This is a genomic window from Blautia sp. AF32-4BH (assembly GCF_003460565.1).
Taxonomy (GTDB): Bacteria; Bacillota; Clostridia; order Lachnospirales; family Lachnospiraceae; genus Fusicatenibacter; species Fusicatenibacter saccharivorans.
The window spans coordinates 181561-196908 of record NZ_QTVL01000002.1 but is presented as its reverse complement, the minus strand read 5'-3'; the positions used below and the strand labels follow the sequence as shown (position 1 = coordinate 196908).

The following is a 15348-nucleotide window of genomic DNA, read 5'->3' as shown; positions in this document are numbered from 1 at the left end:
GTTCGTATGGAAAATAAATATGGAATTGTCGGAATTGCCCATGTCGGGCTTCCGACAAACGATTTACAGAAAACAGTTGAGTTTTATAAGAGTCTTGGATTTGAAGTAATTATGCAGTCTTATAATGAAAAAGCAGGGGAAAAAGTGGCATTTTTACAGATAAAAAATTACTGCATAGAGACTTTTGAAAATGGGAAGGCGGAAATGTCAGACGGTGCATACCAACATGTTGCACTTGATGTGGAAGACATTGAAAGTATGTATCAGAAAATCTGCAATGAAAAATACACAGTTATTACAGACGGAATCGAAGAACTGCCATTTTGGGAAAATGGTGTGAAGTTTTTTATGATTAAGGGACCAAATGAGGAAAGAATAGAGTTCTGTCAGAAAATCTGATAAAAATAGGAGGGACATATGGGATGCGAAAGCAAAAATGGAAAAGTACCGCTGATCAGTAAGATTGCATATGGGTTTGGTGATGTTGGATGTAATTTCAGCTGGATGTTTGTCAGTAATTTTCTGATGATATTTTATACAGACGTGTTCGGAATCAGTATGGCGGCTGTGTCAGCACTGATGCTTTTTTCAAGATTCTGGGATGCAATCAATGATCCAATCGTCGGGGGACTTACGGATAAAACAAAATCGAGATGGGGACGGTACCGTCCATGGCTGTTAGTAGCGGCACCAATTACAGCAATTCTTCTTGTCATGACATTCTGGGCAAGACCTGACTGGCCGCAGAATGGAAAGATCATTTATATGGTAATTACATATTGTCTGCTGGTTTTGGGGTATACCTGTGTGAATATTCCATATGGAACCTTGTGTGGTGCTATGACACAGGATATTGATGAACGTGCAAAAATAAATACATCCCGTTCGGTTGCAGCGATGATTGCAATTGGTGTGTTAAATATTATCACAGTTCCGCTGCTCAGCAAATTCGGCAGTCACAGTGCAAAGACAGGATATCTGACGGTTGCGGTCATATATGGATGTATTTTTACAGCCTGTCATTTCTTCTGCTTTGCGAAGACGAAAGAGGCAGTGATTACTCCGGAAAAAGAAAAAATTTCTGTAAAGATACAGTTGAAAGCAGTTATGCAGAACAGACCATATCTTCTTGCATTGGCAGGACAGATATTATTTGGATTTACATTGTATGGTAGAAACGCAGATATTCTGTACTACTTTACATATGTGGAAGGAAATGCCTCCTACTACACAACTTATTCGATGTGCATCATTATTCCTTCTATCATCGGGGCAGCCTGTTTTCAACCATTATTCCGCAAGCTGAATAATAAAGGAAGAACAGCATCTCTCTTTGCTTTGTTTACAGGAATTTCCATGTTGTCTATGTTTTTCTTCAATGCCAAAGAATCATCAGCTATTTTTTATGCATTATCTGGTCTCACACAGTTTTTTTTCTCTGGATTTAATACCGCAATCTATGCAATTATTCCAGACTGTGTGGAATATGGTGAGTGGAAAACCGGACTTAGAAATGATGGTTTTCAGTATGCATTTATTTCACTTGGAAATAAAATCGGAATGGCAGTTGGAACAGCACTTTTAGCAGGATTACTTGGAAAATATGGTTACATTGCAAATCAGACACAAAATGCAACTGTACTTTCAATTATGAAACATGCATTTACGACGATTCCAGGTGCACTTTGGATTGTGACTGCGGTTGTATTATTTTTCTACCGGTTAAATAAAAAACGTTATAACGAGATTGTGGAGGAACTGAAAAATGGAAGAAAAAGTTAACATCGTGGCATTGGAAGAATTGCTGATTGATTTTACGGAAGCAGGACACAGCCAGGATGGGAGGAAATTAAAATACCGATACCAATAGAAATTTTAAAATCGGATACAATCTGAATGGCGTTTGCTTTTCTTCCGCCGGTGGATGCAAAAAGCCGTTTTTTTTCTATCAGACCTTCCTGCTCCAGAAGGTTGAGGTTCTGGCTGACTGTGGATAAACCCATCTGCAGTTCCTGAACGATCTGCTGCTTGGAGGTCTTTTTCTTTCTGTAAATATATTGGTAAACCTTTGATTTATTTATTTTTTTGAGACTAATGTTGGTCAATCCCTTTTCGCTCATGTTGTTCTCCTGATTACGTTGCAAGATAATGTTAAGTTTATTGTAGCATAGAACGAAAAAAAGCAATAAAAAGGATATGTATTACAGAAAGCTGACGGAAAAGCAACAACGATACACAAATATGTTGGAATGATTCCCGGAAAGGGTTTACATATCTTCAAAATGCCATTAATATAAGGAAGGGATCTTCCCATCCATAAAAAATAAGATACGGAGAATTAACATGAAAAAACAACTGAAGGATACTCAGATTCTGTTGGAAATCCTGATCCTGACAGCAGCTGTTGCTATTATTGCAGCGGCAGTCTATTTTTTTCTGGTACCAAGCCATACTTCTGTCAGCAGTATTTCGGGTCTTGGTATCGTACTTTCCAACTTTGTACCGTTGCCTCTTTCCACCATCACCATGATTCTGAACGTAGTACTTCTGATCATCGGCTTTTTTACCTGCGGAAGAGAATTTGGTGTAAAAACCGTCTACACCAGTATCATGCTTCCTGTTTTTCTTGGACTTTTTGAAAAAATCTTCCCGGATTTTGGTTCAATGACAAACAGTCAGGAGCTGGATGTTCTGTGCTATACACTTGTAGTCAGTGTGGGACTCAGTATTCTTTTTAACAGGAATGCTTCTTCCGGCGGACTTGATATTGTAGCAAAGATCATGAATAAATATCTTCATATGGAGCTTGGAAAAGCTATGTCGCTGTCCGGTATGTGCGTTGCCCTGTCTGCAGCACTCGTTTACGACAAAAAAACGGTAGTCCTGAGTATTCTTGGAACGTATTTTAATGGAATTGTTCTGGATCATTTTATTTTTGATCATAATATCAAACGCCGGGTATGTATCATCACTCCAAAGGAAGAAGAACTTCGGGAATTTATTCTTCATGAGCTGCACAGCGGTGCTACGATCTATGAAGCCTATGGTGCCTATAACATGCAGAAGCGCAAAGAAATCATCACGATCGTAGACAAGACCGAATACCAGAAGCTGATGAATTTTATCAACAAACTTGATCCGAAAGCGTTTATCACAGTTTATAATGTATCCAACATGAGATATCAGCCTAAAATGTAAAAAAGTTCCGCAGCACCTCAATCACAGAAGTGCTGCGGAATTTTTTTACCGTAATTTCCTGTGAAAACGTTTCTTGAATTACCCCATGGAGCAAAAACTCCGGCGCGGCTGAAGGAGAAGAAGAGCGAACGGATGCAGATGGATACGATCAATGACATCGTTATAGTGCAAATAAGGACACTTTTTTAGACAAAGTGTGTTCTTTTTTTACTACATAAAGTTATCTATAATTAGAGACAGAAAATGGAGGAAGGGTATGAAAAGATATTATTTAGCAATTGATATAGGAGCATCCAGCGGAAGGCATATTCTCGGGCATATGGAAGATGGGAAAATGGTTCTCGAGGAAATTTACCGTTTCCCGAATGGAATGCAGAAACGGGACGGTGAGAAGGTGTGGGATATCGAGGCACTCTTTGAAGCCGTGTTGGCCGGAATGAAAAAATGCAGAGAACTTGGAAAGATCCCGGTGAGTGTCGGAATTGATACATGGGCAGTTGATTTTGTCCTTCTGGACAAGGATGATCAGCGGATCGGAAATGCCGTTGCTTATCGCGATGACCGCACGAAAGGAATGGATGAGGAGGTTTATCGCACAGTGCCGGAGGAAGAACTCTATGCATCGACCGGTATTCAGAAACAAATTTTTAACAGTATTTATCAGCTCATGGCGTGGAAGAAGAAAAAGCCGGAACAGCTGGAAAAAGCAGAGACGTTGCTGATGATTCCGGATTACCTGAATTTCCTGCTTTCCGGCGTGAAAGCGCAGGAATACACAAATGCAACAACGACCCAGCTCGTCAATCCGGAAACCGGGGACTGGAACAGGGAGATGATTCAAAAACTGGGATACCCGGAGAAAATCTTCCTGCCGATCCGTGAACCGGGGACTGTGATTGGTCGTCTGAAAAAAGAAATTCAGGAGCAGGTCGGCTTCGACTGTGAGATTGTTCTTCCCGCAACACACGACACAGGCTCCGCAGTAGTCGCTGTGCCAAGCAATGAGGAACATGTACTCTACATCAGCTCCGGAACCTGGTCTCTGATGGGAACAGAATTAAAAGAGGCCGATTGCGGAACAGAAGCTATGCAGCACAATTTTACCAATGAGGGCGGCTACAACAGAAAATACCGTTTCCTGAAAAATATCATGGGTCTGTGGATGGTCCAGTCTGTGAAAAAAGAAATCGCAGAAGATTTAAGCTTTGGAACGATCTGCGAAATGGCATCGAAATGCACCATCCCATCTATCGTGGATGCAAACGACGATCGTTTCCTTGCACCGGAACATATGACAGCCGAGGTACAGAAGGCATGTGAAGAAAGTGGCCAGCAGATACCGCAGGGAATTGCAGAGGTTGCAGCAGTGATCTATAACAGCCTGGCAGTATGCTATGCAAAGACATTAAAAGAACTGGAAGAAAAAACAGGCTGCCGGTACCGAACTATTCATGTCGTAGGCGGCGGCGCCAATGCCGGTTATCTGAACCGGCTGACAGCAGAAAAGACCGGAAGAACCGTGCTGGCGGGACCGACCGAGGCAACTGCCATCGGAAATCTGGCGGTACAGATGATCACCGGAAAAGAATGCAGCAATTTGAAAGATGCGAGAAACTGTATTTTCCATTCCTTCGAAATCAAACAATATGAGCCATAAAAAATGAGACGAAAGGTTAAAAGAGGCAAAGAACATGTTAGTTGAAACAAAAGCAAAAGTAGGTGTATTTGCAATCGCACTGGGTGCATATCTGCCGCAGTTCCCGACGCTGGTTCCGGAATTTGAGGCACAGTATGATGCGTTCAAAAAGACGATTCCGGATACCGTTGAAATGATCGATGGTGGAATCGTTACAACGAAAGAATTATCGATGGAAGCAGGAGATAAGTTCCGCGCAGCGGATGTAGATCTTGTTATTTTACAGCTTCTGACCTACGCGACCAGCTACAATATGCTCCCGGCAGTCCGTGACCTGAATGTGCCGGTTGTGCTTGTGAATGTACAGAAACGGAAAGCACCGGATTATGCCAATACCGATACACCAAAATGGCTCGGTGAGCTGTATGCCTGTGGAGCAGTCGGTGAGATGGTAGCCGATCTGGAGCGTGCGGGCAAACGTCATGCCGTCATCACCGGTGTTGTAGAAGGCGGAGATGCTTACGTGGCAAAGGAAATCGATGAGTGGTGCCGGGCAGCCCAGGTTCGTAGAAGATTCCGCTACACCAATATTGCCCAGATCGGAAGACCATATCCGGGAATGATGGACCTGTATATCGATGAAACCAATCTTTACAACCGAATGGGACTTTACACGAAACAGTTCGACTGGGAGAAAATGTGGGCGATCGCGGATCCTGTCACAGATGAGGCCGCAATCCGCGCCAAGGCAGAGGAGATTCTGGATACCTTTGACATCGAGGGCGGTGCAACGGTAGAGACCGTATGGGATATGGCAAAATATGTCGTTGCTTTTGAAGAATGGGTAAAAAAAGAAGATCTTGGTATGGTGGCATCCCATTATGACGGCTTTGCCAAGGGGGTTGCCGGAAAACTGGACAGCATGCTGATTCCGGCATTTTCCATGCTGATCAAACAGGGTACAGCCTGTGCCGTAGAGGGTGATATGAAAGTTGCAATGGCAATGAGCATTTTGAAAACAATCGCCGGAACCGGTCAGCTTTCTGAGATGTATTCGATCGATTTCAATGAGGATATCTGTATTATCGGCCACTCCGGATCGGGAGATGCTGATATTTCGCAGGCGAAAAAACCGTCCATGAAAATCGTTGATGTTTTTCATGGCAAGACGGGCGGCGGATATCTGACGCAGTTTTATCCGCCAGTCGGAGATGTTACATATCTTGGAATTACGCAGGATAAAGATGGTCATTTTAAATTTGTTGCTGCAGAGGGTGTCAATGAGGATGGTCCGATCTTTACCTTTGGCGATACAAACATGAGAACACGTTTCTCCATTGGGGCAAGAGAGTTCTGCAACAGATGGAGTGAGGCGGGACCAACACATCATATGGCAGCTGCTGTCGGACATCATATTGATACGATTCTGAAAGTGGCAAAAATCCTGGATGTGCCGGTAGAGGTTGTGTGCCGGTAAATATCGATAAAAGAAGAGGAAAAGAGAGAAAGAAGAGGGAAAAAACATGAAATTCTTAGATGCAGAATTTGTAAAGGGCTTTATCCGCATGGCAAATGATGGCTGGGAGCAGGGATGGCATGAGAGAAACGGCGGAAACCTTTCTTACCGTGTGAAACCAGAAGAGGTTGAAGAGGTAAAAGAAAACTTTGAGGCCAGAGAGTGGAATCCGATAGGAACCGCCGTTCCAAATCTTGCGGGAGAGTATTTCCTGGTAACCGGAAGCGGAAAATATTTCCGAAATGTCACAATCAAACCGGAAGACAGCATCTGTATGATTGAGCTGGATGAAAAAGGTGAAAATTACCGCATCGTCTGGGGTCTCGTCAACGGAGGACGTCCGACCTCAGAGCTTCCGAGCCATCTGATGAACCTGGAGGTAAAAAAACTTCAGGACGAAAGATACCGCGTTGTGTACCATGCACATACCACCAACGTGATCGCGCTTACCTTTGTTCTGCCGCTGGAAGATAAAGTATTTACCCGCGAACTCTGGGAGATGGCAACCGAGTGTCCTGTTGTATTCCCGTCCGGAATAGGTGTCGTTCCGTGGATGGTTCCGGGAGGCAGAGAGATCGCCGTTGCCACGAGCGAGCTGATGAAGAAATATGATCTTGCTATCTGGGCACACCACGGCATGTTCGCCGCCGGCTTTGATTTTGACCTGACCTTCGGTCTGATGCATACCGCAGAAAAATCTGCAGAAATCCTGGTAAAAACACTTTCTATGCAGCCAACGAAACGCCAGACGATCACACCGGATGAATTCCGCCATCTGGCAAAGGATTTCGGTGTAACACTGCCAGAAGAGTTTTTGTATGAGAAATAAAACTGGAAACTGATAGTGAAAAATGGCCGTCTGATCCTTGCACTGAGGAATGGGACGGCCATTTTTTTGCTGTGCAGAAGAAAAAGTCTATTAATTTCTTTCGGAATTTGATAAACTATAAGATAAGATTATCGATTAGAAAACAGTGGAACATTTCATTATCAGACAGAAAATGCTGGTGTGTCTGCGCTCAGAAAGGAAAGATGAAATATGACTTCAGCGATTAGTATAGGAAAGCAGGATTTTGCTTCCCTTCGAGAAAATCATTATTTTTATGTTGATAAAACCGATTTTATCAGACAATGGTGGGAAAGTGGAGATGACATTACGCTGATCACACGTCCGAGAAGATTTGGCAAAACATTGAATATGAGCATGCTGAATTGTTTCTTTTCCAGACAGTATGCAGAAAAAGGTACCATCTTTGAAGGGCTTTCCATCTGGAAACAGGAAAAATACCGCAGACTGCAGGGAACTTATCCGGTGATTTTTCTGAGCTTTGCGGACGTAAAACAGAATAACTATCAAGATGCAGTGCAGAAGATAAAAAATATTATTGTAGATGCTTATCGCCAACATCGGTATTTGGAGCAGGAAGAATGCTTTACGCAAAATGAGAAACAGCAGATGCTGGAAATTACAGAAAAAATGAGTGATGTGACAGCACAGGATGCATTAAAAAATCTTTCCAGTTATTTGAATCTTTTATATGGAAAAAAAGTTTTGATCTTTCTGGATGAATATGACACGCCCATGCAGGAAGCCTATATTCATGGATACTGGGGTGAATTTGCCGGATTTATGAGAAGCCTTTTCAATGCGACGTTCAAAACAAATCCATATCTGGACCGCGCTGTGATGACTGGAATTACCCGTATTTCCAAAGAATCTGTTTTTTCGGACCTCAATAATCTGACGGTTATTACAACAACATCGGATGCCTATGCAGACTGTTTTGGTTTTACAGAAGAAGAGGTATTTCAATCATTAGATCAATTTGGAATGCCGGAAAAGAAAGATCTGGTAAAGCAATGGTATGACGGATTTTGCTTTGGCACGCATCGTGATGTTTACAATCCGTGGTCTATTACAAATTATCTGAAAGAGAAAAAACTGCGGCCCTACTGGGCAGCTACAAGTTCCAATGGATTGATCAGCAAACTCCTGCAGTCAGCATCGGTAAATATGAAGGAAGAACTGGAAAAACTGATCAACAGACAACAAATTGTAGTTAATTTTGATGAGCAGATTATATTTGGACAATTAGAACAGGATGAAAGTGCGGTATGGAGTCTGTTGGTGGCAAGCGGTTATCTGAAAGTGGAGGAGATTGAATACAGAGGACTGACGCTGGAGCCGTGGTATTCTCTTTCCATCACAAATCTGGAGACTGTGAGCATGTTTTCGAATATGTTCAAAAGCTGGTTTGCAGCGGCATCTGCCAATTATAATGAATTTATCAAAGCATTGCTGAATGGGGATGTAAAAGCGATGAACCTCTATATGAATGATATTGCACTTGCTACATTTAGTAATTTTGATGCTGGAAAACATGCGTCCGAGCGGAGCCAGCCAGAGCGGTTTTATCATGGATTTGTACTTGGGCTGCTGGTGGAAGTGAGAGATCTTTATGAGGTGCGTTCCAATCGGGAAAGTGGGTATGGAAGATACGATGTGATTCTAATTCCCAGAAATTTGGATCGAGATGCTATGATTCTGGAATTTAAAGTAAAAGAAACGGAAGAAAAAACGCTGCAGGAAACGGTACAAAAAGCACTGGCGCAGATTGAAATAAAGAAATACGACGAGGAACTGAAAGAACGGGGAATCCCAAAAGAAAGAATCCGGCATTATGGATTTGCGTTTGAAGGGAAAAAGGTACTAATTGGGTAATAGAAAACGCTGTCAATGCTTCTCTGGAAGGGGAAGCGGGACAGCGTTTTTTTGTTAATTGTGATTAGATTACCATCTGAAGCAGCATTACCATAAGCGGCATCGTCACAATAGAAGCCAGCGTAGTAACAACATTGATGGCACTGGCATAGCGTGAATCGTTTCCGTATACCTGACACATCTGTGTAACTGTAGAGGCAGATGGCGTGATGACGGCGAGAAAAACAATCAGAATCAGCGTCGGTCCGTCTGCAGAAAGATCGGCAAGATGGCTGATTTTCAGAAGAACAAGTGCCATCAGAGGAACGGCGATCAGGCGGAGAAAGGTCACGAAGTAAATCCGTTTATTCGCAAAAATCTGCCGGAAGTCCATGCCGGCAAAAAGCATACCCGTAACAATCATACTGGCAGGGCCAACCATGCTTCCGACAGAATGAAGCGTATTGTTGACCAGCGCAGGAAGCCGGATGCCCGTGAAAAAAAGAAGAATTCCGACGAAAATAGAAATAATATTGAGGTTCAGAACAATCTTCTTCCAGTCATAGGAAGCCTCACGGCTGATCACCTTTTTACAGTGTGTCCAGAAAAAGACAAGCTGTACGCTCATATAAACACAGCTGTAAAGCACCCATTCCGCTCCTAAAACAGCCGTCACAAGCGGCACAATCAGATTGCCGGAATTGGAGTAGTAAACAGAAGTTATCTCAACCGCATCCAAATGAAACACCCGTCCAAGAGCTGAAACCGCAAAAAGAAGCACAACCTGCATCAGAAGCGAAGCCGCAAACGCAACCAGCAGCCCCCGCACCGTTTCCGGCGTGTAATCGACCTGAAACGCATTCAGAATCACGCAGGGAATGATCAGGTACAGCACAATTTTCGACAGAACTTTGCTGTCCTCATCCTTTAAAAGTCCGGCTTTTACGATTAAAAAGCCCATAAAAATCATAAGAAAAAGCTGCGCGATCTGCTGCGCAAGAAGAATACCGATCGTCATAAAAATCTCCCCATATGTGTGTCTTATAGAAAATATTATAAGGTGGAGGAGAGGGGATTTCAATTTCTTTTTGAGAGATTTGGGTCGAAATAATGGTGAAAATATAAGAAAAATGGCTGTTGACCAAAAGAAAATGCTGTCATATAATATATTCGACAAGAGAGCCGTTGGTCAGTGTACACCTGACCGCCGGATAAAGCTTCTAACTAAAAATAGCGTCTAACTTTACCAGAGCAGAGGCGCTATTTTGATTTGACAAAATTACACGATTGCAATATAATATACTTAACAAGACAGCCGGAAGGTGAGCGCAATCACCCGATCTGGCGAAAATGTTGAATAGCTATAAGAAATAGCCGTCCTACCTTTACCAGAGAACAGGACGGCTATTTCTTATTTGCATAAGTCAAAATTGCAACAATAAGTAAAGCAACGCTGATTATAATCTGCAATTCTTCGTATGTACTCATAATAATCATCCTTTCTGCAAGACTCAGATCAGATGAAAGCACGTCCCCCGGCTGCCCGGTTAAATATATTAGAGTGTCTAAGATTCCCAATAAAAAACGAACAAGGAAAACTCATTTCTTGAAATGTATTATAACAGAAAAGAGAAGTAAAAGAAAGTAATAAAAAATAGTCAGAAAATTTGAAGTTCCTGTAAATGTGCAGTGTATTGAATTTGAATATAATACAAAATAGAACAAAAGTTTGAAATTTACAAAGGTATATGAGATAATAAAGAAAAATGGAAGAAACGTCAGGAAAGGGGAGAAGCCTATGTCGCATATTTCAGAATACGAAGTCGAAAACATATTGATCGACCGCTTAGAGAGTATTGGATACAGCTTTATCAAATTGAATACCTATGAGGATGTCCTTGCCAATTTCCGCGCACAGCTTGCAGAATTCAACGCGAAAAAGCTGGAAGAAAAAGGCCATGCGGCATCCTTTTCTGACACAGAATTTAATCGTATTATGATTCACATGGATAACCATTCCGTGTATGAATCTGCGAAAATTTTGCGAGATAAATATATTCTGCAGCTCGATAATGGAGAGAATGTATATCTTGATTTCTTTTCCAACGATACAGACAGAAACATTTATCAGGTAACGCATCAGGTCACTATGGATAAAGCACATAAAGAGGATGTTGTATATAAAAATCGATATGACGTAACCGTACTGATCAACGGACTTCCGATGATCCAGATTGAGTTAAAGCGTCCTGGTGTGGAAATCAACGAAGCGATCAATCAGATCAATCGCTATAGAAAGTTCAGTTTTAAAGGCTTGTTCCGATATTTACAGCTGTTTGTAGTCAGCAACTCTGTGCAGACAAAATATTTCTGTAATGAAAATGAAATGGTAGATGGTCGCTATAACCCGATTTTGAAATCACTCGTATTTTTCTGGACCGATGATAAAAATACAAGAATCAACGATCTGAATACCTTTACCAGTGAATTTTTCTGCAAGCCGACAATCACAGAAATGATAGACAAATACATGATTATCAAAACGACAGAACCAGTGCTGATGGTAATGCGTCCATATCAGATTTATGCAGTAAAAGCAGCAAAGAAGCGGGTACTGGAAGTGAAGCAGAATGGTTATGTCTTTGCCTGCACTGGTTCAGGAAAAACATTGACATCTTTTAAATTGGCTCAGCTTCTTCGAGAAGAAGCAAGAGTTGATCTTGTAGTATTTCTGATTGACCGAAAAGATCTGGATGATCAGACCGTAGAAGAATATAATTCATTCGAAAAAGACTGCGTTGACAATACAGACAGCACCCGTGTGCTCATTCAGATGCTGAAATCATCTGAGAAAAAGATGATTGTTACAACCATTCAGAAAATGGCGAATGCTGTGAAAAATCCAAAATACGAAGAGGTTATGGATGGTTACCGAGATAAAAAAGTAGTATTTATCATTGATGAATGTCATCGTTCCCAATTCGGCAGTATGCATGCGCAGATTCAGAAACACTTTGAAAAAGCCAATTATATAGGATTTACAGGAACGCCTATTTTTGAGAAGAATAAAGGTGCTGACGGACGTACAACGGCAGATGTGTTCCATGCTGGGGATAAACTGGATGCATGTCTGCACCGATATATGATCAAAGATGCAATTGCAGACGGCAATGTGCTCCGATTTTCTGTAGAATATCAGCGGACAATTTTTGCAAAAAATATTGCAGTAAAAGGAATTGACCCAGAACAGTTGGATGATCCAGAATACTGCAAACGCCATAATATCGACATGACACCGCTTTATCATGATGAGGAACGAATCACCAGAGTTGCAAAACACATTATGGAACATCATGAACAGCATGTGCATCCGCAGGGAAAGGATACGTACACAGCACTTTTTGCAGTAGATTCTATTCCAATACTTGGAAAATACTATGATGCATTTCAGAAACTGAATAAAACAGTTCCGGAGGAGAAACGGCTGAAAATTGCAGCTATTTTTTCTTATCAGGCAAATGAAGATATGGATGATGGAGCAGATGAACATTCGCAGGAACTGCTGGAGCGTTGCATACAGGACTATAATGCCATGTATGGTACAGCGTTTGGTATTGATACGTTTGATCCGTACAGAAAAGATATTGCGAAGCGGTTAAAACAGAAAGTGCTTCCACAGGTGGATATCCTGATCGTGGTCAATATGTTCTTAACCGGATTCGATGCAAAACCATTGAATACGCTGTATCTGGACAAAAATCTGGTCTGGCATTCACTTGTTCAGGCATACAGTCGTACGAACCGTATTGACAAAGTAACAAAACAGTTTGGACAGATTGTAACGTATCGAAATATCAAGCAGTGGCAGGATGATGCATTGACTCTGTTTTCGGGTGATGGAGATCCGAACGAATATCTGCTGGAAGATTATGCGTATTATTTAAATCAATGGATGAATCAGAATGTGATTTTAAGAAAAATCACACCCGACGTAGAAGCTGCGGGACAGTTACAATCAGAAGATGAAATCCGCATGTTTATTATGGCATTCCGTGCGCTGGCAAAGACGCTTGCTACATTGAAAACTTTTTCGAAGTTTGACTGGGCAGATCTTGGAGCAGTCATGGATGAAAATGAATACGAAGGATTCAAAAGCTGGTATTTGTACTATAAAGATCAAACCGTCAATCCAAATCCGAAAGTTCCGGTTCCAGTGGATGTGGATTTTGACATTGAGCTTGTCAGAACAGACAGAATCAACGTTGTGTATATTTTGAACTTGTTAAAAAATGCGAAAACACATACTAAGACAGAGGAAGAAAAGCAGCAGGATGTCGATCTGATTCTGCGGGAAATCGAGCGTTCTGATAATGAATCCCTGCGTTTGAAAAAAGAAGTGATGCGGCAGTTTATCTTAACGAGATTTTACGATCTGCCGGAAAATGCAGATGTCATGGAGGCATTCAATCAATTTGAAAAAGAACAGATGCAGGCAGATATGGAAGAATTTGCATTTGACAATCAGATTGATTTCAAGATAGTATCAGATCTGGTCTCGGCATATACATTCAGTGGTAATGTCTCGGAGGATAATATTCGCGAAAGATTGATGGCATATCCGCTGGGACTGCTGAAAATGACAAAATTGACTAAGAATGTGAAAAGATTTATACAGGATACTTATAAAAAATACAAGGCTGAAGGAGAAACAGAATGACAGATACAAATACATATCAGGCACAGGCGGATGAACTTTCACAGAAATTATGGGCAATCGCGAACGATCTGCGCGGCCAGATGGATGCAAGCGAGTTCAAAAATTATATCTTAGGAGTAATTTTCTATCGCTATCTTTCTGAGCGAACAGAAATGTATATGACCGATCTTCTCAAAAATGATGATGGAATCACATATGAAGAAGCCTTTGCGGATGATGAATACAGACCGGTTGTAGAAGAATGGTCACTGTCAAAACTGGGTTATGTAATTAAGCCGGAAAATCTGTTTCGAAATCTGATTCGCAAGATTACAAAGTTTGAAAATGATGCGGATAAATTCAATGTGGAAGATTTCGAAAAAGCGATCAATGATCTGGTAGGCTCTACGATGGGACACGAATCCAACAAAGCATTTGACGGACTGTTTAACGATATGCGTCTGCAGGATTCCCGTCTTGGAGAGACGGTGGCAGACCGTACGGAAATGATCGGGCGAGTTATGGTACGTGTATCAGATATCGATTTCGATTTGCAGGATTCCCAGTTTGACGTACTCGGTACAGCGTATATGATTCTGATTGGTTTATTCGCATCGGATGCAGGAAAGAAAGGCGGCGAATTTTTTACGCCAGCAGGCCCGTCGAAGCTCTGTGCAACACTTGCGGCATTGGGGCTGGATGAAGCAAAGACGGTTGGTGACTGTACTTGTGGTTCTGCGTCTATGCTTCTGGAAGTACAGAAACATCTGACAACAGGAAAAGTCGGACATTTCTATGGACAGGAGCTGAATGCGACAACGTACAATCTGAGCCGTATGAACATGATCATGCACGGCATCGACTGGCAGAATTTTGATATTTACAAAGGCGATACACTGAAAGATGACAAATACGGCGATATCAAAATGACAGTACAGGTGTGCAATCCGCCGTATTCTCTGAAATGGTCTGCGGATAAACAGTTTGAAGATGACCCACGCTATTCCGGAGCAGGAAAACTGGCACCGAAAGGACAGGCGGATCTCGCATTTGTGGAACACATGATTTATCATATGGACGAAGATGACGGACGCGTTGCAGTGCTGCTGCCGCACGGTGTACTGTTCCGTGGAGGCGCGGAAGAAACCATTCGAAAATATATCATCAAAGATCTGAATCGGTTGGATGCAGTAATCGGACTTCCAGCAAACTTGTTTCATGGAACAGGAATTCCGGTTTGCGTGCTAGTGCTGAAAAGCAAGAGAAACGGAAATGCGGGAAATATTTTGTTTATTGACGCGTCAAAAGAGTTTAAGGCTGGAAAGAACCAGAATGTGTTGGAGCAGAAGCATATTGATAAGATTGTCGAAGCGTATGAGAAGCGTGTAGATGTTGATAAGTTTGCTCATGTGGCGGAGATGAGTGAGATTGAGGAGAATGGATATAACTTGAATATTCCGAGGTATGTGGATACGTTTGAAGAGGAAGAACTGGTGGATTTAGAGGCTGTGCGAGCGGAAATTAAGAGACTAGATGCAGAGACAAGAATAGCGGTTGATAAGGTTGAAGATATGTTAAAACAGCTTGGTTTATAGGAACGG

Annotated in this window: 12 protein-coding genes; 9 read left to right on the top strand and 3 right to left on the bottom strand. The window is 42.0% G+C overall.

Annotated features, from left to right (window positions below; translation table 11 throughout):
• Positions 1–6: 6 nt before the first annotated feature.
• Positions 7–399 carry a VOC family protein gene (locus DWZ44_RS03665; RefSeq protein ID WP_055219658.1) on the top strand — a complete coding sequence of 131 codons (393 nt, stop codon included), beginning with the start codon at positions 7–9 and terminating at the stop codon, positions 397–399.
• Positions 400–417: 18 nt separating this feature from the next.
• Positions 418–1782: an MFS transporter gene (locus tag DWZ44_RS03660; protein WP_117804238.1), complete on the top strand. Its 1365-nt coding sequence runs from the start codon at positions 418–420 to the stop codon at positions 1780–1782.
• Positions 1783–1814: 32 nt separating this feature from the next.
• Here DWZ44_RS03660 and DWZ44_RS03655 read toward each other — a convergent pair whose 3' ends face one another.
• Complete coding sequence (locus tag DWZ44_RS03655; protein ID WP_238061358.1) at positions 1815–2120, bottom strand: MarR family transcriptional regulator; 306 nt, start codon at positions 2118–2120, stop codon at positions 1815–1817.
• Between the two features lie 223 nt (positions 2121–2343).
• Between DWZ44_RS03655 and DWZ44_RS03650 the strand changes: the two genes are divergently transcribed.
• From DWZ44_RS03650 to DWZ44_RS03630, 5 genes are all read left to right on the top strand, one after another.
• Positions 2344–3198: a YitT family protein gene (locus DWZ44_RS03650; protein ID WP_117804237.1), complete on the top strand. Its 855-nt coding sequence runs from the start codon at positions 2344–2346 to the stop codon at positions 3196–3198.
• Positions 3199–3454: 256 nt separating this feature from the next.
• Positions 3455–4855, top strand: coding sequence for a rhamnulokinase (gene rhaB, locus DWZ44_RS03645; protein WP_117804236.1), 1401 nt, complete (start codon positions 3455–3457; stop codon positions 4853–4855).
• Between the two features lie 34 nt (positions 4856–4889).
• Positions 4890–6311, top strand: coding sequence for an arabinose isomerase (locus DWZ44_RS03640; RefSeq protein ID WP_117804235.1), 1422 nt, complete (start codon positions 4890–4892; stop codon positions 6309–6311).
• Positions 6312–6357: 46 nt separating this feature from the next.
• On the top strand, positions 6358–7179 hold the full coding sequence (gene rhaD, locus DWZ44_RS03635; protein ID WP_055265851.1) for a rhamnulose-1-phosphate aldolase: 822 nt from the start codon (positions 6358–6360) through the stop codon (positions 7177–7179).
• Between the two features lie 210 nt (positions 7180–7389).
• The gene (locus DWZ44_RS03630) at positions 7390–9072 is read left to right on the top strand and encodes an AAA family ATPase (protein WP_117804234.1); all 1683 of its coding nucleotides are present in this window, start codon (positions 7390–7392) and stop codon (positions 9070–9072) included.
• A gap of 64 nt (positions 9073–9136) precedes the next feature.
• Here DWZ44_RS03630 and DWZ44_RS03625 read toward each other — a convergent pair whose 3' ends face one another.
• Together DWZ44_RS03625 and DWZ44_RS19445 are read right to left on the bottom strand one after the other, a co-directional pair.
• Positions 9137–10069 (bottom strand): AEC family transporter, encoded by a 933-nt coding sequence (locus tag DWZ44_RS03625; RefSeq protein WP_117804233.1) that lies wholly within the window; start codon positions 10067–10069, stop codon positions 9137–9139.
• Positions 10070–10455: 386 nt separating this feature from the next.
• Positions 10456–10539 (bottom strand): putative holin-like toxin, encoded by an 84-nt coding sequence (locus DWZ44_RS19445; RefSeq protein ID WP_415976438.1) that lies wholly within the window; start codon positions 10537–10539, stop codon positions 10456–10458.
• 310 nt (positions 10540–10849) lie between these two features.
• Between DWZ44_RS19445 and DWZ44_RS03620 the strand changes: the two genes are divergently transcribed.
• Positions 10850–13768, top strand: a complete 2919-nt coding sequence (locus DWZ44_RS03620; RefSeq protein ID WP_117804232.1) for a type I restriction endonuclease subunit R — start codon at positions 10850–10852, stop codon at positions 13766–13768.
• A complete protein-coding gene (locus DWZ44_RS03615) occupies positions 13765–15342 on the top strand; it encodes a type I restriction-modification system subunit M (protein WP_117804231.1) in 1578 nt (525 codons plus the stop codon). The genes DWZ44_RS03620 and DWZ44_RS03615 overlap by 4 nt, the downstream gene beginning before the upstream one ends.
• Positions 15343–15348 lie beyond the last annotated feature (6 nt).